Origin of the sequence: Scytonema sp. HK-05, assembly GCF_963872035.1 — a bacterium.
In the GTDB taxonomy this organism is placed as follows: domain Bacteria; phylum Cyanobacteriota; class Cyanobacteriia; order Cyanobacteriales; family Nostocaceae; genus Kalymmatonema.
Genome location: NZ_CAWMYC010000014.1, coordinates 1 through 24,290, shown reverse-complemented (window position 1 = coordinate 24,290; position 24,290 = coordinate 1). Strand labels below are relative to the sequence as shown.

At 42.9% G+C, this 24,290-nt stretch carries 17 protein-coding genes and 3 pseudogenes; 11 read left to right on the top strand and 9 right to left on the bottom strand.

Annotation, left to right across the window (positions count from 1 at the left end; genetic code table 11):
* Nucleotides 1–124 (bottom strand): annotated as a pseudogene (locus AACT52_RS03640) (EF-hand domain-containing protein); the annotation flags it as partial.
* 394 nt (nucleotides 125–518) lie between these two features.
* Here AACT52_RS03640 and AACT52_RS03635 point away from each other — a divergent pair.
* Nucleotides 519–1,121, top strand: a complete 603-nt coding sequence (locus AACT52_RS03635) for a 2OG-Fe(II) oxygenase (RefSeq protein ID WP_073636081.1) — start codon at nucleotides 519–521, stop codon at nucleotides 1,119–1,121.
* Nucleotides 1,122–1,424: 303 nt separating this feature from the next.
* Here the strand turns inward: AACT52_RS03635 and AACT52_RS03630 are convergent, their stop codons facing one another.
* Nucleotides 1,425–4,040 (bottom strand): type I restriction enzyme HsdR N-terminal domain-containing protein, encoded by a 2,616-nt coding sequence (locus AACT52_RS03630; RefSeq protein ID WP_073636080.1) that lies wholly within the window; start codon nucleotides 4,038–4,040, stop codon nucleotides 1,425–1,427.
* A 343-nt stretch (nucleotides 4,041–4,383) separates the two neighbouring features.
* On the opposite strand from AACT52_RS03630, the gene ilvA reads away from it, so the two are divergent.
* Together ilvA and AACT52_RS03620 are read left to right on the top strand one after the other, a co-directional pair.
* Entirely contained in the window at nucleotides 4,384–5,895 is a 1,512-nt protein-coding gene (gene ilvA / locus AACT52_RS03625) for a threonine ammonia-lyase, biosynthetic (protein WP_073636079.1), read from the top strand.
* Between the two features lie 359 nt (nucleotides 5,896–6,254).
* Nucleotides 6,255–7,517 (top strand): annotated as a pseudogene (locus tag AACT52_RS03620) (RNA-guided endonuclease InsQ/TnpB family protein).
* Here the strand turns inward: AACT52_RS03620 and AACT52_RS03615 are convergent.
* Nucleotides 7,477–9,036: an FAD-binding domain-containing protein gene (locus AACT52_RS03615; protein ID WP_073636078.1), complete on the bottom strand. Its 1,560-nt coding sequence runs from the start codon at nucleotides 9,034–9,036 to the stop codon at nucleotides 7,477–7,479. The pseudogene AACT52_RS03620 and the gene AACT52_RS03615 overlap by 41 nt on opposite strands.
* Before the next feature lie 191 nt (nucleotides 9,037–9,227).
* Between AACT52_RS03615 and AACT52_RS03610 the strand changes: the two genes are divergently transcribed.
* The gene (locus AACT52_RS03610; RefSeq protein WP_073636077.1) at nucleotides 9,228–11,141 is read left to right on the top strand and encodes a GTPase family protein; all 1,914 of its coding nucleotides are present in this window, start codon (nucleotides 9,228–9,230) and stop codon (nucleotides 11,139–11,141) included.
* A gap of 18 nt (nucleotides 11,142–11,159) precedes the next feature.
* Here the strand turns inward: AACT52_RS03610 and AACT52_RS03605 are convergent, their stop codons facing one another.
* The 3 genes from AACT52_RS03605 to AACT52_RS03595 all read right to left on the bottom strand — a co-directional run bounded on the left by AACT52_RS03605 (nucleotide 11,160) and on the right by AACT52_RS03595 (nucleotide 12,559).
* A complete protein-coding gene (locus tag AACT52_RS03605; RefSeq protein ID WP_073636076.1) occupies nucleotides 11,160–11,594 on the bottom strand; it encodes a hypothetical protein in 435 nt (144 codons plus the stop codon).
* A 57-nt stretch (nucleotides 11,595–11,651) separates the two neighbouring features.
* Nucleotides 11,652–11,819 carry a hypothetical protein gene (locus AACT52_RS03600; RefSeq protein WP_158054993.1) on the bottom strand — a complete coding sequence of 56 codons (168 nt, stop codon included), beginning with the start codon at nucleotides 11,817–11,819 and terminating at the stop codon, nucleotides 11,652–11,654.
* 350 nt (nucleotides 11,820–12,169) lie between these two features.
* The gene (locus AACT52_RS03595) at nucleotides 12,170–12,559 is read right to left on the bottom strand and encodes a hypothetical protein (protein ID WP_073636074.1); all 390 of its coding nucleotides are present in this window, start codon (nucleotides 12,557–12,559) and stop codon (nucleotides 12,170–12,172) included.
* A 238-nt stretch (nucleotides 12,560–12,797) separates the two neighbouring features.
* On the opposite strand from AACT52_RS03595, the pseudogene AACT52_RS03590 reads away from it, so the two are divergent.
* From AACT52_RS03590 to AACT52_RS03575, 4 genes and pseudogenes are all read left to right on the top strand, one after another.
* Nucleotides 12,798–12,932, top strand: a pseudogene (locus AACT52_RS03590) (SDR family oxidoreductase); the annotation flags it as partial.
* A gap of 54 nt (nucleotides 12,933–12,986) precedes the next feature.
* Complete coding sequence (locus AACT52_RS03585) at nucleotides 12,987–13,631, top strand: Uma2 family endonuclease (RefSeq protein ID WP_073636073.1); 645 nt, start codon at nucleotides 12,987–12,989, stop codon at nucleotides 13,629–13,631.
* A 173-nt stretch (nucleotides 13,632–13,804) separates the two neighbouring features.
* Nucleotides 13,805–14,584, top strand: coding sequence for a class I SAM-dependent methyltransferase (locus AACT52_RS03580; RefSeq protein WP_073636072.1), 780 nt, complete (start codon nucleotides 13,805–13,807; stop codon nucleotides 14,582–14,584).
* A gap of 741 nt (nucleotides 14,585–15,325) precedes the next feature.
* Nucleotides 15,326–16,267: a hypothetical protein gene (locus AACT52_RS03575; protein ID WP_073636071.1), complete on the top strand. Its 942-nt coding sequence runs from the start codon at nucleotides 15,326–15,328 to the stop codon at nucleotides 16,265–16,267.
* Nucleotides 16,268–16,448: 181 nt separating this feature from the next.
* Here AACT52_RS03575 and AACT52_RS03570 read toward each other — a convergent pair whose 3' ends face one another.
* Nucleotides 16,449–18,107 (bottom strand): dipeptide ABC transporter ATP-binding protein, encoded by a 1,659-nt coding sequence (locus AACT52_RS03570; RefSeq protein ID WP_073636070.1) that lies wholly within the window; start codon nucleotides 18,105–18,107, stop codon nucleotides 16,449–16,451.
* 466 nt (nucleotides 18,108–18,573) lie between these two features.
* Nucleotides 18,574–18,921, bottom strand: coding sequence for a heterocyst frequency control protein PatD (gene patD / locus AACT52_RS03565; protein ID WP_073636069.1), 348 nt, complete (start codon nucleotides 18,919–18,921; stop codon nucleotides 18,574–18,576).
* A 274-nt stretch (nucleotides 18,922–19,195) separates the two neighbouring features.
* Between patD and AACT52_RS03560 the strand changes: the two genes are divergently transcribed.
* From AACT52_RS03560 to AACT52_RS03550, 3 genes are all read left to right on the top strand, one after another.
* Entirely contained in the window at nucleotides 19,196–21,469 is a 2,274-nt protein-coding gene (locus AACT52_RS03560; protein ID WP_073636068.1) for a RelA/SpoT family protein, read from the top strand.
* Between the two features lie 221 nt (nucleotides 21,470–21,690).
* Entirely contained in the window at nucleotides 21,691–22,326 is a 636-nt protein-coding gene (locus AACT52_RS03555; RefSeq protein ID WP_143172993.1) for a hypothetical protein, read from the top strand.
* Nucleotides 22,327–22,778: 452 nt separating this feature from the next.
* Nucleotides 22,779–23,816: an N-acetylmuramoyl-L-alanine amidase gene (locus AACT52_RS03550; RefSeq protein ID WP_073636082.1), complete on the top strand. Its 1,038-nt coding sequence runs from the start codon at nucleotides 22,779–22,781 to the stop codon at nucleotides 23,814–23,816.
* Nucleotides 23,817–23,821: 5 nt separating this feature from the next.
* Here the strand turns inward: AACT52_RS03550 and AACT52_RS03545 are convergent, their stop codons facing one another.
* Entirely contained in the window at nucleotides 23,822–24,040 is a 219-nt protein-coding gene (locus AACT52_RS03545) for a hypothetical protein (protein WP_143172992.1), read from the bottom strand.
* Between the last annotated feature and the right edge of the window lie 250 nt (nucleotides 24,041–24,290).

The following is a 24,290-nucleotide window of genomic DNA, read 5'->3' as shown; positions in this document are numbered from 1 at the left end:
TTGTTTCTGATAAGATAATTGCACTTAATCCAGGACTTAAAAAAAGCTCATTAATAGAGATTTTGCCGTCTTGATCGCGATCTAAATTATTAAAAAGAGATTGAAGCTCTTGCTCGGTTGCCATAACTTTTTATCGGAATTAATTTTTCAATTTAATATCTTAATATCTCATGAATATCTCATTAATATCTCAAAATTAAATAAAGTTATATCCTTAGACGTAGAAACGGGTATCGCTAGTGCTTAGATCAGGTGTAGGCTGTGGAGCACAGTGGTTTTGGTCTAGGGATGAAAATCAACAGGCACGATCGCGCCAAGATTATGACAGGGGACTTACTGCTTTCCAGAACCCACATTAGTTAAAATTTGACCAGGAAGCATTTGGCACAAGATAATTGAGCGATCGCTTTCTTTCTTTCTTTATTCAGCCTGGCGTTTTTTGTAGCGTGCCAAACGCATTCGCCTGATTGCCAATCTAAATCTCTGCTCAACTTGAAACTCCTAAACTCCTTGAACACTTGAAGTACTATTCTCAACACCAAGACGCCTTCTCAATCACTTACCTCAACGATTTGCGAGGAGAAATTCTAGCGTGCCCTTATCTTGGAATCAATAACCTTAACCGCGACTTTGTTGACACAAAAGGGTTTTCTGTGGTGTTTCAACGTTCAGAAATTGCAGAAGTGGAACGGCGGTTTCCTTTTTTCAAGCCCTATCTCGACCAAGCACTACAGCCCACCTGCAACGCTTTCTATCTTAACCCCCTGCTGCTCAAAGAAGGCTCCCGCGTCGATCCACATATTGATCGCTCGCTGCGATCTTACTGCAAAACGGTTGAGCCTCCCGTGGTGGTTAGTGTTCTTTATGTGCAAGTACCGCCAAACTTGCAAGGCGGAGAACTGGTGTTGCGCCGTCAAAAACAGCAAGTCGGGCAGGTTAAGCCACAAGCTAACACACTTCTGTATTTCCAGGGCGATCTGATGCATTCCGTGAATGCGGTTAAAACCACCGGCACTCGTCTAAGCTTGGTGTGTGAACAATACAGCCTCAGTGAAACTGAACTGCAAGACATTCCAGCGTTTACAGTCGAGTCTAGGGCAGTAAAGGCAAAACGCAAGTAGCGATCGCGCCCATAATAAAACTTATATGTAGTAAGGACTTTAGTCCTTGTTTTCCTGGAAGAGGACGCGGATTCCTCACTACAAACTTATATCAGTAGATAAGGACTGATAGTCATTATTGCCACTCGTGTTTTTTAGGAATGAGCGATCGCTTTCTTCATTCACGATTGCATTTACCTAGTGTACTGAGGGCGCTCGCCTCATTACCCAATCTGAATTTGTTTTCAAAGTTGAGTGAAGTTGTTACGACTAACAAGTCGCCTACGGCTGAAGAAATAGATAAATATAAGCTAGCTTTAGCTCCTAATCATCTTCATTCAAGTCTAAATTATCAAGTTTTAGGCTCAGTTGAACTGCGTTCCCATCCCAAAAAGTTTGACTTGAAGAACAAATCTTTTCAGAATAATATTTATCATAAACTTCTTGATCTGGTGCAATTGAGTTTAAGAATTCCATTAACCTTTTACCGCATTTTTCTTTTCGATAAAAATTAATAACTGGCATACAAATTTTCCACATTGCTTCATAGTCTGAAATATGCTCTTCAGGTGGTGAATCAAGTAGAACGTCCAGATAACCTGGACACATAGAACCGTAATATATTTCACCAAGAGTATCCAGGGCTAAATATAGCCCATCAATGTATTCCTGTGCAGCCTCATTACTTAGTTGATATAAACCAACTTCGTGAATTAAAGACTGAAGAAATACCTTGGGAGCAATATAGCCAAGAGCCTTTGAAGCCCCAACTCTGACAGTTGATGAGTGATGCTGCATTAAATCACTTAGAATATCTGTAATATATGAGCCTTCATCTGAACTATCATCCCAATGCAATGTTCTCAAAGAATCCAGAATTATCTGACCTGCGTTACCTAAACTTAATGAATATTCTTCATCTACTTCTAACAAGTTAACAACTAAGTCTTCCAAGTATTGTTCAACAGCAAGGATTGATACTAACAAGTGGGCATCAGCGAATTCTGCTACCAACTTGGCAGCCTCTACTCTAACAAGCATACTAGAGTCTTTTGCAGCTTGCTCGATAATATCTTTAATCCAATGAGGCTGATTATTGGTAAAACAATTAGGATTACTACGTACAGATAACAGAATCGCTCTTTTTACAGAAGGGTCTTTTTGTAATTGGAAACATTGAGTAGTAGATTCAAGATAAGTATAATTTTGCGGTTGTTTCAAGAACCAAATTAGGGCATCCACCTCAACTGATTGGCAGGTGGAGTCTGCAAGAAGGGATAGGAAAGTTTTAAATTTATCCAGTGATTTTTGAAACCAATTTCTCACCCAAGCAGCAATAACAAAATCTCTTTCTCGACCATAGTAAAAATCAAAGCAAGGTATATTTTTATCACTATATACTTTAGCTATAAGTGCTGCTTCAAATAAACCCTTCGGTAACTCTGCTGTCGTCGGAATACCCCATCTTTTTCTCGCTACAACTTGAGTAACTGGAGTATCATCCATGAGCATCGCATCTGCAAGCTCTGAAAGAAGTAATACCACAACATCTTCGTCTAAATCTACAGCACGAGACGCTTTTAGTGATATACTTTTCCCCAGTAGGAAAGGCTCATCAAGAGCTTCCGGCAAACACCTTCCCTTTGAAAGCTCCATCCCAATCCTGAGTAGAAAAGGATCATTTACCTTTTGATGTGACTCAGGAATTTGGACTACATAAACTTTTGAGTAGATATCATATGCTTTTTGTATTTCTTCAGGACTATATTTCTTGATTTCAATCACACTAGAACGTTGAGCTATTTTTTCAGGACTAATTTCAAGTAATGGAACTGAAGCACTACTAATCGAAGCAGATTCAGCTATGTAAGAAGGATTGCCCACATTATCTAGCAGCAGCCGACGTGCTGCTATGTTAGTTAAACTAATAACTATTTGAATTTCATCACATGAGAGCCTTGCACTGCTATGATCAATTGCTTGTGCTAACGCCTGACTAGCTTCATTCCAACCATCAATAAAGATGATGAGCCTTTGCCCGGTACGTCGAAGAATACGGGTCAGTTTATTAACAATTTGATAAGGCGCACTACTATCTCTAACAATCCAACCAAAATCTTCACCAATTTCTTCGAGTAAACTTCCCTGCATCCCAATGGCTGGATAGAAGAGGCAAAGAATTCCTTGCTCTAGTTTTTCTTCTACAGCGTGGCAAACAAAATTCGTCTTGCCAACTTGCGGCGCACCAAATAAAACCACAACTTGGCGCTTTTCCTCGTCTAAACGTTTACTAAGCTGCTTTTTTACTTCCTCTCTTTCGATGTACAAAGTAGGGATATACTTCTTTCCGCTAAACGGATCATCACTTCGTAAAAGTCGCATTCGATAATCGACTTGAATTCGGCAAAACTCAAGGAGGTTCTCTGAAGAAATCGAAACAAACGTCTCTAATGCTTCTGCTCGCAGTTCAATATCGTCAACGCTGACACGAAAACCATTTTGTACATGGGGATGATTCGTGGGGACTTGAGCATCACTGACCAATTCACCAGAGATGCTGTCATAGATTTGGGTATTGTGACCATTGGTCAACACTACAAAAGGAGCAATCCCGCCATTACGCAAGAGGCGGGCATAAGAGATGCCTTGCTCCTTAGCATCATTGTCTAGAATTTTATCTGGTGCTTTGACCTCAACTATCAGCAAATTACGTCCATCACAGCTACGCACTAAAACATCTGCACGAGGTCTAAACACTGATGACTTAACAGGTTTATTCTCACCGACTCTGTATATGTTCCTGCCGAGGCGTAATTCAAAGGAAAACTCAACAGATATGCTCTCTGCGCTAAACCCATGTTCGAATAACCAAATAGCTACAACCCGTGTCCTAATATCGTCTTCAGAAACAAGGGATACTGATCTGTCTGGAACGTTCATTATTTGAGGGGGTGGAATGGAGGTTGAATTGTGTGCTTCTACTTATTTTTACTATTGTATCAATTTTACTTAGGAGAACTGTATTTAACACATAGGATCTACAGTTTGGGTACATAAGTGCCGTATAATTTTTCTCCATACAGCGTTTCTGGCTCTAGCTCTTGTGTCTTTTCTACTCGAACTTGCGCGATAACAGCACAATTTAACAATTCTGACTGCTGATCAAGCAGTTATGTCTTATCAAATGGCTCAATTTTTGAAATAGTCAACATTATCTACAGAATAGGTACGCAACTATCGTAAAATTATCATCCATCCGGCATTTACCAACTTGTTGACGCCCATGTATTGCGATTACCTGGTACAAATCCTGACTGCCCGTGTGTATGATGTAGCCCAGGAAACACCACTGGAGTATGCCCCAAATTTGTCTACACGGCTAAATAATAAACTGCTGCTCAAGCGGGAAGATATGCAGTCAGTATTTTCCTTTAAATTACGTGGTGCTTATAACAAAATGGCACAACTGCCGCCGGATCTGTTGGCACAGGGTGTAATTGCTTCATCTGCCGGAAACCACGCCCAAGGGGTTGCCCTTGGTGCTCGTCACCTGGGAACAAGAGCTATTATCGTTATGCCGATAACGACACCACGAATGAAGGTGGATGCGGTAAAAGCCCGTGGGGGAGAGGTTGTGTTGCATGGCGATACCTACGACGATGCCTATGCCTACGCCCGTCAATTGGAGGCAGAAAAAGGGTTAACCTTTGTTCATCCCTTTGATGATCCGTATGTGATTGCTGGACAAGGAACGATAGGGATGGAGATTTTACGGCAATACCAGCAACCTATCCATGCTATTTTTGTCGCAATTGGCGGTGGCGGATTAATCTCGGGTATTGCAGCATACGTGAAACGGTTACGTCCCGAAATTAAGATTATTGGCGTTGAACCAGTCGATGCCGATGCCATGTATCAATCGTTGAAAGCTGGACACCGGGTGCGTTTGCCTCAGGTTGGTTTATTTGCTGATGGAGTCGCAGTGCGGGAAGTGGGTGAAGAAACGTTCCGGTTGTGTCAGCAGTATGTGGATGACATCATTCTCGTCGATACAGATGACACTTGTGCCGCAATTAAAGATGTGTTTGAAGATACGCGATCCATTTTAGAACCAGCAGGGGCGCTGGCGATCGCCGGTGCAAAAGCCTACGTTGAACGGGAACAAATCCAAGGACAAACCTTAATTGCGGTTGCTTGCGGTGCCAACATGAACTTTGATCGACTCCGCTTTGTTGCCGAACGGGCAGAGTTGGGTGAACGCCGCGAAGCCATTTTTGCTGTGGCGATCCCCGAAGAACGGGGGAGTCTACGCAAGTTTTGTGAATGTATTGGCAAACGCAATCTGACTGAATTTAACTATCGCATTGCGGATGAAAAAGAAGCACATATTTTTGTGGGGGTGCAAATTCAAAACCGTGCCGATGCAGCAAAGATGGTTGAAACCTTTGAAGCCTGTGGGTTCAAAACCATTGACTTAACCGATGACGAACTGACAAAATTGCATTTGCGGCACATGGTTGGTGGGCGCTCTTCTCTGGCTCACAATGAATTGCTTTACCGTTTCGAGTTTCCCGAACGTCCTGGTGCATTGATGAAGTTCGTCGCTTCCATGAGCCCCAACTGGAATATCAGCGTGTTCCACTACCGCAACAACGGGGCAGACTACGGGCGAATTGTCGTTGGGATGCAAGTACCTCCCCACGAGATGGAGGAATGGCAAGCATTTCTCGATACACTCGGTTACCGCTATTGGGATGAAAGCCAGAACCCTGCATACAAGCTGTTTTTGGGGTAGGAGCTTAATCACTTGGTTGAACTCTCCCTGCAATGAATGCGCAAGGATTCTAGACTGTAGGAGTTACCCACTGTACAAATCGACCATAATCTGCATCACGAAATTGTCATTTTAGGCGCTTCGTATAACGCTGATTTGCTTGCTCTCAAGCTCGTGTTGAGTGCTAGACATGATTGAAATATCCAATCCTATAGTACTTATGTACGATGCGTAAGTCCTAGAAAGGACAGATGAATAGCCATAGTTACAACACCCCATTGGGTGTTTTTATCAAAATTTTGGGTATAAAACCCCGTCCTAAAGGAGCGGCTTTATGCAAAACATGGTAGTATAAATATGGAGTTGGTTGGGTCGAACCGATGATAGTGTACGAGTTTAAATGCAAAGGAAAAGATAAGCAGTATAGAGCGATAGACGATGCTATTCGTACGAGTCAATTCATTCAGAACAAATGTTTACGTTACTGGATGGACAACAAAGATAAGAAAGTTGACAAATATGCGTTGAATAAGCATTGTGCAGTTCTGGCGGCTGAGTTTCCCTTCGCGGATGAACTCAATTCAATGGCTAGGCAATCGGCTGCGGAGCGTGCTTGGAGTGCGATAGCTGGATTCTACGATAACTGCAAAAAGAAGGTTAAAGGCAAGAAAGGATTTCCGAACTTTAAAAAATATTCCCGTTCTGTTGAATATAAGACAAGCGGCTGGAAACTTTCGCCAAACCGTAAAGCCATAACTTTCAAGAGACAAAAAAGGAATAGGAACTCTGAAATTAAAGGGAACCTACGATCTCAATTGCTACGACATCAAGCAGATTAAGCGAGTTCGGTTGGTACGTCGTGCCGACGGTTACTACGCTCAATTTGCAGTTGATGTTGATGTTCGCATTGAATCTCAGCCAACAGGTCAAGTCGTAGGGATTGATTTAGGGCTAAAGTATTTCATTGCTGATAATAAAGGCAATGTTGAAGAGTCACCCCAGTTTTACCGCAAGGCTGAAAAGCAGCTTATACGCGCTAACCGCAAAAAGTCCAAGAAGTACGACCCTAAAAAGAAAAAAGCGAAACAACCCCAATCAACCAACTACCACAAAGCACGAGGAAGGTATGCCCGGAAGCATTTAAGAGTAAGCACCATCCAGCGAAAAGAGTATTGCATTCGATTGGCATACTCCGCCATCCAATCTAACGACTTGGTCGCCTATGTAGACGCGAAGCGGCGTGCCGCAGGCTAGACTTGAATGTCAAAGGGCTGGTAAGAAACCGACATCTGGCTAAATCAATATCTGATGCTGGCTGGTCAACTTTCCGGTCATGGTTAGAGTATCTTGGTCACAAATATGGGAAGGTAACGGTTGCCGTCCCTCCCCATAATACAAGCCAGAATTGTTCTAACTGTGGCGAGAAGGTGAAGAAATCTCTATCCACTAGGACTCATGTCTGTCCGCATTGTGGTTTTGTGGAAGATAGAGACGTGAACGCAGCCATCAACATCCTGCAACGGGGACTCAGTACCGTGGGGCACACGGGAACGTCGCGCAGGCGTGATTTACCCTCCTGGGCAGTTGGCGCAAGTCTGCTGTCTAGTGGTGAGTCGTTGAGCCAAGAATCTCCGACCCTTTAGGGCGGAGAGTGTCAACTTTGGACTCAAAGTATTTCTCAACAGTTGTTTTTGTAGCGATCGCCGCTTCATACTCATCACCACCATTAGCCAGCAACCGTTCCCGTACGCGAGAGCGGATATCGGAGACAATTTTACCATTGACCTTACGGGTCATTGACCAATCTAAAATAGGCTTTTGATATGAACCTAGTTCAATGTACTTGCCTTGAATAATCTCAAATAAACTATAACCCAGCAACTCTGGTATCCAATGGTAAATAAAGCGTAAATCTGAGTCTTTCTCCTCAAGATTCTTATTGGGATTGTAAATGCGAAAAGTGTCACTGAGGGGATTAGTAATGCCAGCCTGCATTTGCCATTGCCAATTGTTAATAGCCAAGTCCCCATCTACCAAATAATTCATATAGTGTCTAGCACCATGATGCCAAGAGATACCGCAATTGATAGTCAAGAAAGTGGCACACATTGCCCGCATTCTGAAGTTCATCCAACCCATCGTTTTGAGTTGTCTCATACTTGCATCAACCATTGGGAAACCAGTTATACCTTCACACCAGGCATGAAATAACTCTTGTTGCTGCTGAGTCAATTCATCTGGTCGGTAGTACTCGTCAAACTCTGAGTAACGATTAGTATGAGCAATTTCCGGATGAAAATACAAACGCTGAGTAAAACTATCGTGCCAACGCAATCGGTCTCGAAACGCCTTAAGAGAAAACTCTGCCTTTGGTTGGTGAGATAGTTCTGCCGCTCGTGCTTTGGTGCGTTGGTAGATTGTGCGAACTGAGATTGTACCAAAGGCAAGGTGAGGTGATAGATGAGACGTTGCTTTTTGTTGTGCTAACCAGGGGCGTGATAGTTTCCAATGATACCCATGAAATCTTTTGGTAAGAAATGAGTTCAGTGTCGCTTGCGCTTGCGTTTCTCCACCTTTGAAGTAAACTCGCTTTGTTTCGTAGAAAGTACTGTACTTCTGTTTGACTTCAGTGAAGGTAAGTTGGGGTAGATTGAGGGATAGCTGTGGGGTTAAAATGCGAATTGGCGTTAGGTGAGGCGCTTGTCTAACATATGTATAATACTCATCAAACCATTGATCGCGATGGTCGTCATCTGTTTGCAAGAAGTTGTTGAGACCGATGTGATACTCAAGATTGAGTTGGTGGTAAAAGTTGATGATAGCGCGATCGCGGGTTATTCCATACTCAACTTGCACGTCACGATTAAAGTAGAGCTTGGGTTTGTGCCCAATTTCCATTAACTGTTGCGTAAGTTGTTGTAAAATATCTACAGATTTTCCCTCAAATAAATAGAGTTGACTTCCTCTTGAACGTAAGTTGCGGTCCAGATTTTCCAGAGACTCAAACAGAAACGTCACTCGTGCTTTACCTACCTCTAGTTGGTCGTAAAACCAAGGGTCAATGATGAAGCAGGGTAAGACAGGAGCATCGTTATTCACTGCGCTAATTACACTTTCATTGTCGTTCAACCGCAAGTCTCGCCGAAACCAGAGAATGTGCATACATCCGTACTATTACTTCATCTCTAGTTTGGCATTTTTAATGTCTTAGCTCACTGCTGAAGATAAGCTCACATCATAGCCTATGCAATCTGCCCAGCTTGGAAACAGTAGACTTTTTGCAAAAAATCGACTTCACAAAGCTTCAGATTTACCATTTATGTAAGAGGTCTAATCGAGGCAGGCATAAGGCAATGGTGCGATTAAAACTGTGGCAATGGATCGTGTTGGCAACACCGATCGCCTTCATCATCATTTTCTTACTGGTATCCGCAGGGTTGCAAATTCACGAGTGGGGCATTAATTGGATTTGGGGCGTGTTCATCCTCATATTCGTGGGCTGGCGTTGGCTGCTAGCCAAATGGACTCGATCTGCGGTAGAGCAGGTGGAAACCGTAATGGCGCAAGTCAGCCAAGAACTGGAATCCACTGCGGATGATACAATACCCTTACTAGGAACTGACGCCGCGAAGCAAGCAGAAGCGGCACTCCAAGAAATCCTGAAAACGGCACAAAGCGATCGCCCGATTTGGGAAGACTGGCAAACTTTTTGGCAGCGATGCCAGGATGTTGTAGTTGCGATCGCTCATATCTATAATCCCCAAGAAAAGTATCCCCTGCTGAACATTTACGTTCCCCAGGCATACGCGCTGATCCGGGGAACAGTGGATGATCTCGATCAGTGGATGCAGAAGTTATCCCCTGCCCTTAATCAAGTCACAGTTGGGCAGGCATACCAGGGATACGAAGTCTACCGTAAGTTGGAACCATCCGCTCGTAAACTCGCTCAAGCATGGAGCTGGGCACAGTGGCTGTTGAACCCGGTGGTGGCGGTGGCTAAAGTTGCCAGTCAGCGTTCCAGTAACCGAGCAACTGAGCAACTGCTGGTAAATTTGAGTCAGCTGCTCCGGGAAGCTGCTCTCAGAAACTTATGTCGGCAGGCGATCGCGCTCTATGGCGGTAGCACACTGCCCACTTCACCATCCTCCGTTTCCACACCAACTCTACCCAAAGCAAAGACTCAAACACTCCGAGACATCCTTGTTCAAGCAGAACCCACCGAGGCGGTTGAGCAAAAACCAGTCAATATTCTGCTTACAGGGCGAACAGGCTCCGGAAAAAGCAGCCTGATTAACACGCTGTTTCAGGCAGATTTGGCTGCCGTCGATGTTTTGCCTAGTACAGATAAAATTCAGAATTACCAATGGCAAACCCAAACCGGGGAAACTCTGACACTTTGGGATACCCCTGGTTATGAACAAATCAACCGTGGTGACTTCCGCAAACTCGTGCTAGACTATGCCAAAAATGCCGATTTGCTGCTACTCGTCACCCCCGCCCTAGATCCAGCGCTACAAATGGATGTAGACTTTCTCACAGACATGAAAACGGAAATTGCAGACTTGCCTGCAATTACTATCGTCACCCAGGTAGATCGCCTCCGTCCCATCCGCGAGTGGGAGCCACCTTATGACTGGCAATGGGGCGATCGCCCAAAGGAAATTGCCATTCGCCAAGCTACTGAGTATCGTGCTAAGCTTCTGGGCGACTTCTCTAATTTGGTTCTGCCTGTCGTCACAAGTGATAACAAAACCAATCGAACTGCTTGGGGAGTAGACGCGTTATCGTTGGGGCTGATAAATGCGATCGCACCTGCCAAACAACTCCGTCTTGCCCGCTTTTTGCGTAACCTAGAAGCCCGCACCGTTGCTAGTGCCAAAATTATCGACCACTATACCTTCCAAATGACAACCACACAAGGGCTAGCTGCACTGCTGAAAAGTCCCGTTCTTCAGTTCATTTCCACTGTATCAACTGGAGCGCCAACTCTGGCATATCTGCTAGCAGAGAAAATTCCAGTGGAACAAACACCCGTTGTCATTGGCAAGCTCCAAATGGCATACGACCTTTTCTCGCTCTTGAATACGGGCAATTCTAACACGCTCAACTTTGACCTGCGATCGCTGTGGCCGTTGCTGCTGGAAAACTCTGCTTCACCTGATCGCAACGCTTGGGCATTTGGTCACGCTCTAGTAGAATACTGGACTAGGAATCTAACCGTTGAACAACTGCAAGAGCGGTTTGAATACTATCTCAAGCTCTCTTAACTTTGTTATGTCACAGAGCTATTTAAATATGGCAATCATCATATTTGCCAGTAACTGTGCCAGCAGTGATAACACCGCAACAATCAACCCTATCAGCCACCGAATCCCTAATTTATTTGCTATCATTCCTTTTTTATACAGGTGGCTACTAAGCCAGAACATACCCAAAGGGTTTAGTGCTATTAGCAGGTAGGCTGTGAGTTGCGCATATTGATGATTGTGTGTTACCCATAACAGCGCTAACCAGCAACCGCCAGTTGCACCCAACCACCACCCAGCAAATACTCCTACTGCAACGTAAAATGCTACTCCGAAATCACTTGTTTTGGTGAGATAGCACGTGACTTGGATGACCAATATGATTGCAGTAATCGATAATGCAGCTCCTGTCACACTCCCAACTACTGCTGCCAAATGTTCACTTAAAGATTGCAGAATTGAAGCATTAATCATAACTGTATTAATTAACACAGCTTTTTGTAACTTGAACTCGTGCTGTAGAAAGGGGATTTACAAATGCTCGCATCGATAGTATTGAGCAAATGAAAGCGGTTCAGCAGAAGCCTCCAGTTGTTGCACCCACTGGGGGCTTTTAATTGTAAGCTGTGGATTGCAGTGGTTTTTGGTCTGGCGATGAAAATCACTCGCCACGGTCGAGTCAAAATTCTCACGACTCATGAGATACAGCTAGCACCGCAAGGCGGAAGTCATGCATTCAAAAGTCACGCATTCAAAAGTATTATGGAATGGGCTTTTTGTGGATTTTAAATGGTGAACCAGCGCTATGCAGGAGGGTTTCCCGACCTAGGCGACTGGTGAACCCGAAGGGTTGCTCTATTTACGGCGTGACGTACTAGTTTTTGCCCAAAGGTTTGACAGTGAGCACGATAAAATCTTGTTTGGCGTGTGTAGACGCGCTTTGTAGAAAGTGGTGTAGAGCCCAGTGCCTCGGCTCAATGGCGGTGAATTCCCCCAGTTTTTCTTTCAAAAGAGCGTCAATAGCGTTGAGTGCAAGAAATAATTTTGGGTCAAGCCAGGGTTTGTGGACAGTAGCCCAATCCCCTGATGAAATGTTGCCGGAACGCTTCTATCTCTTCTTTTTCTGGCTTACCATGAGAAACTACAGCAACCTGGTAGCGACGCATCACATCAACCGGGGACTGTCCGCCCGCCAAACTCCAAAGTGCCAATTGTACCCGCTTTGGTGGTGAGTAGCTCATTCCTAATTCACTTAAAATTGCCCTCAAGTCACCATCTTCTTGAGGCGAGACCTGATGCTTTAATTTGACTCTAACCACCCACCCGTCAATAGTATTAATCACGGTGACGAAGCTGACTCTGAGTTGAGGTTTCCTGTGCAGGTATTCAACCAACCGCAGTGTAAGGCTGGCATTCGCAAGATAGCAGAGGTATTCCATATGAGTGCTGGTGAATTGGGGTTAGTTCACTTTAAAGATAGGGAAACAATTTGAGGAACTTGTGAGCAAGACATTTATCAGTTTTAGGATATTTTTATAGATTTCTGCTTTACTAGGGTCACATCAGATGCAACGCTGGCTATGTTGTCTCCTGTTGGCGAAAATGTCGGGAAATAGTGACAACATTATGAGCGGAGCAAATATAGAACACGCCTAACCTGAAAAACAGCAGCAGGTTGTTACATTTACACCAATGGGTCGTCGTGGTAAACCAGAAGAATTAGTTGGTTCCGTGGTATTTTTAGCATCAGATGCATCGTCACATATCACAGGTACTGTACTTTTTGTCGATGGCGGTTATACTGCCGCATAGCTGGAATTCAATGGTTGGTTTAAATTTGTAATCAGATGAGCGCTTAAGTTAAACATGACTCAAACCCTAACTCCAGCCACACCACCTTTTGAGGGTTCTCACCTCGTTCTATATGACGTCAGTTGGGAAATGTACGAGCAGCTTTTAGAAGTATTTGCTGAACGTTCAACACCTCGTATGACTTATTATAAAGGAACTCTGGAACTGATGACCCCCCTACCAGAACATGAAACCTATAGCTGGAACCTTGCACGGCTCATAACTGTACTTTCTGAGGAACTAGGTTTAGAAATTAGGGGTTTAAAATCTACAACTTGGCGTTCGAGACCGAAGGCTGTTGGCAAAGAAGCAGATGAATGTTTTTACATTCAAAATGAAGCTGCTGTTCGTGGCAAATTAAAAATTAACATCAAAGTTGATCCACCGCCTGATTTAGCAATTGAGATTGATGTCACCAACTCATCAATGGATAAGATGGCTGTTTATGCTGAACTTAAAGTGCCGGAAGTTTGGCGTTTCGCTGATGGTCAACTAACAATTCATATTTTGACAGATGCTGGTTATATCGAGTCTGAAACAAGTTTGGCTTTTGGCTCGTTTCCTGTCAAAGAATTAGCACATTTTATCCAGCTAGACTCTCAAAAAGGTGAGAACGCTAGAATGCGAGAATTTAGATCATGGGTGCGTTCACATAGCTAAGGGTAAATTTATGCATAATATACTTCTTGCAAAACTATGATTAATGGATATTTAGAAACAGATAGACACAGATAAATATCGGTGTCCATCTGTGTCCATCTGTGGTTTAATATAAAAAATATTGGATGAGTGCAAAAGTTCTAATATTCAACTTTTATTGCTCGGCTATTTATATGGACAGAACATCAACATATTTTCAAAACCAGTGGAATGCAGAACTCTACGATAGTAAACATTCTTTTGTTTCAGAACTTGCGGCTGATTTAGTCGAAATACTCTCCCCAAAACCAGGCGAGTGTATTCTCGACTTAGGTTGTGGCACAGGTCATTTAACTCATAAAATTGCTAGCAAGGGAGCAGAAGTTATCGGCATTGATAGCGCTCCCACAATGGTTGAACAAGCTCTTCATAACTATCCTCAGATAGATTTTTCTGTGGTGGATGCCAGAAATTTGCCATTTACAGAAAAATTTGATGCTGTCTTTTCTAATGCTGTGCTTCATTGGATTAAAGAAGCTGAAGAAGTTGTCATTGGTATAAACAAGGCACTGAAACCTGGTGGGCGATTTGTGGCAGAATTTGGTGGCAAAGGCAACGTAAAAGCCATTGTTACCGCAATTTATAACGCCTTACAAAAAGCTGGTTATCCTGCTGATTCAGGATTAAACCCTTGGCACTTCCCGAGTATTGGCGAATATGGAAGCTTACTAGAAAAACATGGGTTGCAGTTAACTTTTGCAACTCTTTTTGAACGTCCAACGCCTTTGGACGATGGAGAACAAGGGATGCAAAACTGGCTGAAAATGTTTGCAAATAGCTTTTTTAATGGATTATCTCTTGACGCTCAGATGAGCATCTTAACTGATATCGAGAATCAGTTGCGTCCAACTTTATACAAAAACGGTACTTGGTTTGCAGACTATAAACGTATTCGAGTCATTGCAATAAAATAAAGTTATTAATCATGAGGCTAGGAATTGCAGCATTATAAATGACTACAACTGCTAGCAAGTTAATCTCAGTGGCATTGTGGTTAGGGAGTACCAAAAAATAAATTATCCATTATGTAGGGTGGGTTAGGCGCACGACAGTTGAGGTCTTACATACAGGACTTGCCGCAGCGCCGTAACCCACCATTGTTTTGGAGAGTACTACAAATTGCAGATTTTTTTAATTGGAAGTCCCTTAATCATTGCTGATGATTCAAACAAAGTATAGAAAAATATTTAGATAATAATTATACATATTTTCACTAGTTATTAGGTTCGCTATCGCCGTAATTATCGGTACTTAAGGCATTAGTCAAGGAACACCATTTTTATGACAATACAGTTCTTTGTAGAGACGAGAGGTGGCGCGTCTCTACATTGTCTTACTGATAAGGGTTTTGCTCTTATCTGAACCCTATTGATTTTTATGAGCCTAAAAAATGACTGACATAAAAATTCTATGCTCTAGTTTTAACTATAAGTAAAATTAAATACAAAACAGCAAAATGTATAATATTGCTTTTTTTGTTCGCTAAAAATAGCGAGAATTTACTGATCATTCAATTTCGGCAAATTCTCTTCATTAAGATTTATAACTGAAGGCAGAGGGCTGTTACATTATCTGCATCTAAGCTGGAAGTAAGAACCAAAATTATTTCTTAGCTTCAGTTGTTATCAATTTTGTGAATAACTTTTTAAATCACTATGTCTATTAATCTTATTAAAGATGACGACATCAAGACGGAGAAAAACCGTCCTTCTATAGAATTAGATCTTGCTCTGTCTATATTGAGACTTAAAAGTGGTATTTGGTTCATTGGAATTCCATCTTTTCTTTTTGGGCTCACAGATAGAAGCCTTGCTGCCTTTGCTGATGGATATTTATCTCCTATAGAAATCATACACATATTTACAGCCTCATTCTTTTTCTTGACTTGGCTGTTTTTAAAACCAGAGCAGAGTTTTGATGTTAATGATGTAGACAGCATTCAGAGTTATCTACATCAATCCTATCTATGTCCGAGTCAAGCCAGCGAGTTTGATTTAAAGAAGCGACATATGATTAGTCAGGAGTATCTTTTACCTTTTCCTTATGTCTGCCAAATCTACCATCTGTTGAATTTAAAACATTTGGAAAGTATTCACAAGTTCAGCCTGAATAACTTGAGAGTGATTAAGGTTAGCAATGTCCAATCTACGTCCATTGGGGGAATGATCACATTTCAAACAATGTTGGATTCTCCAGTTAATATTTTGAGAATTTGGAGACAACCAATTGTTGAAGTAGATTTAATATTGCATAATCCATACACCGTAGAACTGAGTATTCCAGTCTACAGAGACAAAAGAATAACTGTGATGTTTTATGCCTGCCCATTAACAGAAAACGAGCATTATTTCTTCATTGAGATCTACAGTGACCTAGAGTGGCCCAAACCCATATTGCAAATTATCTTGCACATTGCCTCTTGTTTGACTTTGTTTGAGGATTTGCCTTATCTACGGAAACTGGCGCAGAGAAATATAGCTCATCTAATGAACCGAAACAGGATTTCAAATCACGAAACGATGTGGCTTTTTAACAGATTTGTTGAGCTACATGGTTCGACTCTAGAAATGCCCAAATTAATTGAAGCAAGCAAATGAAATCCTGAGTCATGACTACTGAGTACTAAATATATCAGATGTAGCACTGCTTATATCTTGCAAGAGTTGCAACAGTGAGGAGGCGAAGCCTCCAAACCCTCGTTACCAGGTTCAACCTGGTAACTTTGATATTAGAGCCTCTGGCTCTTGTTGCGTGCAAGATCTGAGACTCGATACTTATCTATGCTCGTGCCAACAAAGGAGCCGCTGCAAGCAGGGTTTTTGTGTAAGGGTGTTGCGGATTGCCAAAAATCTCTTTAGTGGGACCAATTTCTACAATCTTGCCACTGTTCATCACGGCAATTCTATCACACAAAAACCGTGCTAACCACAAGTCATGAGTGATAAACAAATACGTTAACTCAAATTCTTCTTTCAACTCCAACATCAAATCTAAAACTTGCGATTGTACCGTAGCATCTAACATACTCACTGGTTCATCGCAGATGAGCAGTTTAGGACGAGTAATCAAAGCACGGGCGATCGCAACTCTTTGCTGCTGTCCACCAGATAAATCTGAGGGATAACGCTCATAGTAAACTGATGGTGGTTTTAACCCGACTTTTTCCAGCATCGAGAGCACTTCTTGTTTTGCCTTTGCCCCATCGGCTAGGTTATGAATCAGCAAAGGATCAGCTATACTTTGTCCTACTGTCATCGCTGGATTTAAGCAAGCATGGGGATCTTGAAACACCATTTGGATTTGCCGCCTAGAAACACGCATTTCTTGGCGCGACAGATGAGTTAAATCTTGTCCCAAAAACTCGACTTTACCCGCAGTCGGACGAATAAGTTGCAATATTGTCCGCGATAACGTACTTTTACCGCAACCAGACTCCCCAACCAATCCGAGAATTTCTCCTGGATAAAGTTCTAGGTTGATTCCATCCACTGCTTTAATCGTCTGATTTTGCTGTTTCAACAGTCGTTCTACAATGTTGGGTTCTAAAGTGTAATGCTGTTTTAATTCTAGGATGCGTAAAATCGGGGTTCGGGGATCAGAGATTGGTGATTGGGAAGAATGTCTCCCTGTCTCTGTTTCATCCACTGTTTGAATATGCAAAGCTGCTTTTAGGAGAGACTGGGTGTATTCGTGCTGGGGTTGCTGGAACACAGCTTTTGAAGAACCCATTTCCACCATTTTGCCGTAGTACATCACGCCAATGCGATCGCAATACTCGGCAACCATAGCCAAATCGTGGGAAATTAACAGCAGTGCCATGTTTTCTTCGCTGCACAGCCGTGTGAGTTCCTGCAAAATCTGTGCGGAGACGGTGACATCCAAGCTTGTCGTGGGTTCATCCGCAACAATCAACTTGGGGTTGAGAAGCAAGGCGAGGGCGATCGCGACTCTTTGGCGCATTCCTCCGCTAAACTCATGAGGATACTGATGCCAACGACTGGCAGGAATTTTCACCTTTTCTAAAGTGGCGATCGCTTTTTCCTTGGCTTGTTTGCTCGACAATTGCGGTGAGTGAGCCTTTAATGTTTCTAGACAGTGGTTACCTATACTCATCAACGGATCGAGGCGCGTCATCGGATCTTGGAACACCAATGATACTGCTTCTCCCCGGAATTTTCGCAACTGTTCCGGCGTCATATCAAACACTGAACGCCCTTGAAACGTCACGCGTCCCTCAATTTGGCTAGATGGCGGTAGCAATCGCATTGCAGCCCGCCCTAAAGTGGACTTACCGCACCCCGACTCTCCAACCAATCCCATTCTTTCACCAGGCTGCAATGTGAAGGATACACCATCTATTGCCCATCGAAGTTCTTCATGACCATGATGAGGATAGGCGACTCGTAAATTTTCAATACAAAATAAGGCTTCACTCATAATTACTTATTCAGCTTTTAAATTTTAAAATTAAGATAGTGTATCACATTACATACGTCAGGGTTATTACCTAAGTATTTTTTGAGAAGAATACAAAACGTAAATAAAGTTCATCATAAATTCACTGATAAATCGAGGGGATTCAGTATCAACCAATTCCTTGATATCCACGGATATATTCGGATACTTTCACCTCGATTGGTAACTGGCTTATAAAGTATTCATACTGATTTTTGATGGTTCCGTTCCGAGTTTTTTATTGGTCAAAATCTTAAATTTCAAGAATTCTTGACTTTACCTCTTGACTTTTGACGAGATTTACGACAAATTGTGCCAATTAAATATGTAATGATAACTACAAATAGAGGAGGAATATGAACCAAAAAAGTTAAGATTTTTTCATTTTCAATTTTTAATTTTTATTTGTCATTTTTTCTTGTGCGAGTGCTTGCCCTGCTGGTACTTTCTATTGCAATATGGCATTAGAGTATTCAATGAGAGTTGTCAGGCGATCGCCGATGGCATCAAGTCTATGCTTGGCAGTGGAAGCTTGCCGCGCTCCTTGGAGAAATATCACATCTATTTCCAGTAGCCGCAGCTGCTTACTTATCTCCGTCTGATAAGACTGTAACCGACCCTCATCGATACTGTCTGTGTCATTCACTAAAGGCACAATCTGTTGCTGAAAAAATTGCTGCAAGGATGTCACACTCTGCCGCAGTTGGGGTGGATCTACTTTGGTAGTCGTGACATCTGAATGCAATTGCTTCAGCAATACGTTCAATGCGTTGTATTTCTCGCGAGTTAGAGACATCAAGTTCTTCTTGAGATAGTATTAAAATCAAGGTAATGTCAAGAAATTTTTCTAATAGGTTAAAGTTTCCTAAATTTTATTTCCGAATCTCTCGCCTCATTTAGAATTTGGGGCTGGATTTGGTATAAATCCATTTTCCCAACTATGATGCTATACACCCGCACAGAAATGCGAGAGTGCGTGTGTTATTTACAGTTTCTTGTGACGGCGAGCCCGTCAATATTTTCCACTTTTGCACTTTAGTAGTAATCACGTAGGCGCGCCTATTCTATCTATGAGCAGCACTGTATTAACTTCCAGAATTGATCTTACCCTTCCGGAATGGCTACAGACTTGTCTAAAGGGGTCATCTGTACAAAGCGCCGAAGCAGAAGATGACCGAAGACAAAGTGATATGGGTTTGATTTGTCGAGCATTTGATTTTGCCTATCAGTTGCATCAGGGTCAGTACCGCAAGTCAGGAGAACCATACATATGTCATCCTGTCGCTGTTGCTGGAATGCTACGAGATTTAGGGGGCAGTGGTGATATGATAGCAGCTGGATTTCTCCATGACGTAGTGGAAGATACAGATGTTACCATTGAAGAGATAGAGCAGCGCTTTGGCAAAGAAGTGCGGCTATTAGTAGAAGGTGTCACAAAACTTTCTAAAATTAATTTCAAAAGCAAGACCGAAAGCCAAGCAGAGAACTTCCGTCGTATGTTTCTGGCAATGGCGCAAGACATTCGGGTGATTGTGGTCAAGTTAGCAGACCGACTGCACAATATGCGGACTCTGGAACACCTGGCTGACGAAAAACGTCGCCGGATTGCTTTGGAAACACGAGAAATTTTTGCTCCTCTAGCGAATCGCTTGGGCATCTGGCACATGAAATGGGAACTGGAAGATCTCGCTTTCAAGTACCTGGAACCAGAAGCTTACCGTCAAATTCAGGAGTATGTCGCTGAAAAACGGACGGCGCGGGAAGAGAGATTAACAAAAATTGCCCAAACTTTGCAGACTCGGCTAGTGGAAGCGGGAATTAAGTGTCTGGATATTAGTGGGCGTCCGAAGCACCTCTACAGCATTTACCAAAAAATGCAGAGGCAAAACAAAGAATTTCACGAAATATATGATTTAGCAGCATTGCGGGTAATTGTCAACAGCAATGAGGAATGTTACCGTGCTTTAGCAATTGTTCATGATGCTTGTCGCCCAATTCCTGGTAGGTTTAAGGATTACATAGGATTGCCCAAACCCAACCGTTACCAATCATTGCATACTGGAGTCATTGGTCCGTGGGGTCGTCCTTTAGAGGTGCAAATCCGGACACTGGAAATGCATCACGTCGCTGAGTATGGAATTGCGGCTCACTGGAAGTATAAAGAAACAGGAGGCTCGAATAATAGCCATTGGACGGCATCAGATGACAAGTTTACCTGGTTGCGCCAGCTGTTGGAATGGCAAAATGACCTCAAGGATGCTCAAGAATATTTGGAAAGCATCAAGGATAACTTATTTGAAGACGATGTTTATGTTTTCACTCCTAAGGGAGATTTGGTTGCTTTAAATCCTGGTTCTACAGCTATAGATTTTGCCTATCGCATTCATACAGAAGTTGGAAACCACTGTGCAGGGGTGCGGGTAAATGGGCGGATGGTACCACTTTCAACACGGCTGCAAAATGGTGATATCGTAGAAATTGTCACCCACAAAAACGGCCACCCCAGTTTGGATTGGTTAAATTTTGTCAGAACTTCGGCGGCGAAGAATCGGATTAAGCAGTGGTACAAGCGATCGCGCCGGGAAGAAAATATTGCTCGTGGTCGGGAATTGTTAGAAAAAGAATTGGGTAGATCTGGTGTGGAAAACCTGATTAAGTCCCAACCGATGCAGCTAGTTGCAGAGCGATGTAATTATCATTCAATGGAAGATTTACTCGCCGCTTTGGGTTATGGTGAGGTGACGCTGAATTTGGTGCTAAACCGTTGGCGAGAACTCGTCAAAGCACAACAACCTATCGTGACGACACCCCAAATTCCTACGAAAGAGGCGGCTTCAACAGCCAAAGCTTTGCGAGATATCCCACCAAGTACCTCACGCACGAGTGACTCGCCAATAGTTGGGGTAGAAGGGTTAGTATATTATCTGGCGAAATGTTGCACTCCCATTCCTGGAGAATCGATCATTGGTGCCGTGACGCGAGGTAGAGGCATTTCGATTCATCGTCAAGGATGTCATAATCTAGAAACTGTGGAGTGCGATCGCCTAGTACCAGTTCATTGGAACCCAGCAAGCGAACCCCAAAACCGTCCTCAGACTTACCCCGTGAATATTCAAATTGAAGCGCTAGATCGGGTGGGAGTGCTCAAGGATATTCTCTCTCGCTTAAGTGACCAGGGGATCAACGTACGCTATGCTCAGGTAAAAACTGCTAATGGTCAACCCGCATTAATGGACTTGGGGATCGAGATACGCGATCGACCACAACTCGAACAACTGTTCACTCAAATCAAAAAACTTAGCGACATTCTTAATATTCGTCGCGTCGGTCAGATTGATGAGTAGTCAAACTCATTCCTAAATTGTCATTCGTAATTCGTAATTGAGTTTGTAATTACGAATTACGAATTATAAATGATTTGGAACCTTTTACTGCTTGAGAAAGTCCCTAAAATTTAAATAAGATTTGGTTAATAAATACATCGGCTAGTGTATACTAACAAGCTCAACCCTAAGTGCAAACTCCTAAAAACTTAAATTTAGTCTGACCTCTGGAGGAAATTTCTATGAGGGACAAGCCACTTATGCTTTCTATGCTAGTCATGATTATAGTTTCTGGGCTAGCAACAATAGGTGTAGTGTTAGTACAACAGCCAGTTCGCACGGCTTCTGGTGGGATCGCTGATTCTGAATCGACTTCCAAAGACTTTACAAAGACAATAACACAACAGATTGCGAAACTGGAGATACAGCGTGCAATGCTAGAGCCTGTATTTACAGCAGATGCTTCAATTATCGAAAAAATTGAATCTCAGCTTGGACGCTTGCGGCAACGCCTTTCACAAGTACAGCCAGATGGCAATCAAGCAGCTGTTAATGATGCAGTATTTGAAGCTATCAAAGCGAAGATTGCAGAACTAGAAGTCAAGCGAGCATTGCTAGAGCCTGTATTTACGTCAGAAGCCCCAGTCATACAAAAAATCGACTCTCAAATTGGAAGCTTGTCGCAACGCATTGCAAAAATACAGCCAGATAACAAAGCCGCGCTCAATCATGCTGTATCTGAAGCTATCAAAGCGAAGATTACGGAACTTAAGGCAAAGCGTTCCTTGGAAGCAACTCAAGACTCCTCCACATCTCCAAACGTGACTTCAATAGACTCTAAGCTTAAAAGCTTGGAAAAACGTCTTGTCGGTCGTTGACATCCTCCCCACTCGAAGCATTGTTTGAGGGTGGGGATTCACATCATCGTTGACGTCCGCTACAGTCATCTCATGTCCAGTGAAATACACATTCCTTAGGGCTGACGCACAGAAACGGAGACACTCAGACGCGTTGAGCTTTTTGTTATGGGCTAAATCGAGTTGATAGAAATCACCAGAGTGCCCTTTTGTGATCACAAGAATAATACGCGCGTTGCATTCATACGTATACCTCATCCCGCCCTTACGGGCACCCCTTTGGGAACCTGCGGAGAGGGGCGGGGGTGAGGTTTTGAACGCAACTTGGTATAAGAAATACCTACAGCATCTTTGGGAAAGAAACCCGTAGACAAATCAATATTTTGTGTGTAATTTTGTATTAGTGATATATATTAAAATTTATTTATTTTGCAATTTAAATATAGAAATTATTTATCAAAATGATTAAAAAAATGAGATTCAGAGTAAAGACAACTCAATGGCTTGTAGTTCTTTTGGTGTTTGTTGGTTTTACATTGGGGCTGCTTCTCAGAAGAGTAGAGTTTTTTCAGGAGAAGACAACCTCAAAACCAGAAACAGCTATTTCTAGTGAATATTCAGACTTCCAACCTCAGATCAAGACAGTAAGATCAAATCCAGAGACGGTGTCTAGCCAAGATTCAAAGTCACAGCCTCAGATCAAGACAGCAACGCCAAATCCAAACACGGCTATCTCCACTCAAGTTTCAAAATCCCAACCTCAAGACAAGATAAACCAAAACAGCCAACCAGAAGTCAAGACAACACCAAATCCAAACACGGCTATCTCCACTCAAGCTTCAAAATCCCAACCTCAAGACAAGACAAACCAAAAGGGCAAATCCCAAAAGACTCCCAGTGGTTCAGTCAAAACCACTGCGGCTTTTAGGGCTTACAAACCTAGATACGAGATTGCTTGGGCAAATCCAACTAACTTTGGAGAGCGGTTTACCACAGACGTTTATGGTAGACCTGTTAACAATCAGCCAATTATAGTGCTTCATGAAACCGATGCACCAGCATCTAGTGCCGTTAATTTCTTTCAAAGTCCTAACGAGGACGAGAAGGTTCAGGCAAGCTACCATACTATGATTAAGCTAGATGGAACAGTTGTTTACATAGTCCCTCCAGAAAAGCGAGCGTTTGGTGCGGCTAACTCAGTGTTTGATGGACCGGTGGGTTCAGAAACTGTAAAGACGAATCCCCTGCTACCCGCGTCTGTGAATAACTTTGCTTATCACATCGGCTTAGAAACCCCGCCTTCCGGTATAGGAAATAACGCACAAACCCATAGCGGCTACACAGATGCTCAATACCAATCCCTTGCTTGGCTCATTGCTCAAAGTAATGTTCCAGATCAAAGGATTACAACCCATAAATTAGTGGATCGTTCAGGTCAAAAAATCGACCCTAGAAGTTTCGATTTCAATAAATTTTTGAACATACTTCATTCCTTTCGTGGCGTGGTTTGAATCAATTAAAACAGTACCAGCCGTAGTACCAGCCGCAGTGCGGGCGCTTTGGGGGATTTAAAAGAGCCACCAACGCTTTCGGTCCAATTGGTGTGGTGTTTCCCCCGGAGGATGAAACTGATAACTGATAACTGATAACTGGTAACTGTTAAAGCTAGCCACTTCCACAGAATGTTCAATAGCCAAGCTTTTACGATTTCGTTTAATGCGCTCGATTTCGTCAAGCCTTGCTGCTGTTAAGTCGCTCTCATCGTCTTCACTTGACTACCACTAGCCAAGGTCTGACCCTAAGGAGTAAATGCAACTGACCAAACAAAACGACTAACTAAAATTACCAATAATCGAGGAAAATTTCAGTATTTATACGACTAAAGGGTAGTCCAAAAATCAAGCCTGACCTGGTTTAAAATTTGAATTGATTGACACTCCCCACGGCTAAAAGCCGGGGGATTCTTGGCTCATCGACGTTTCTTG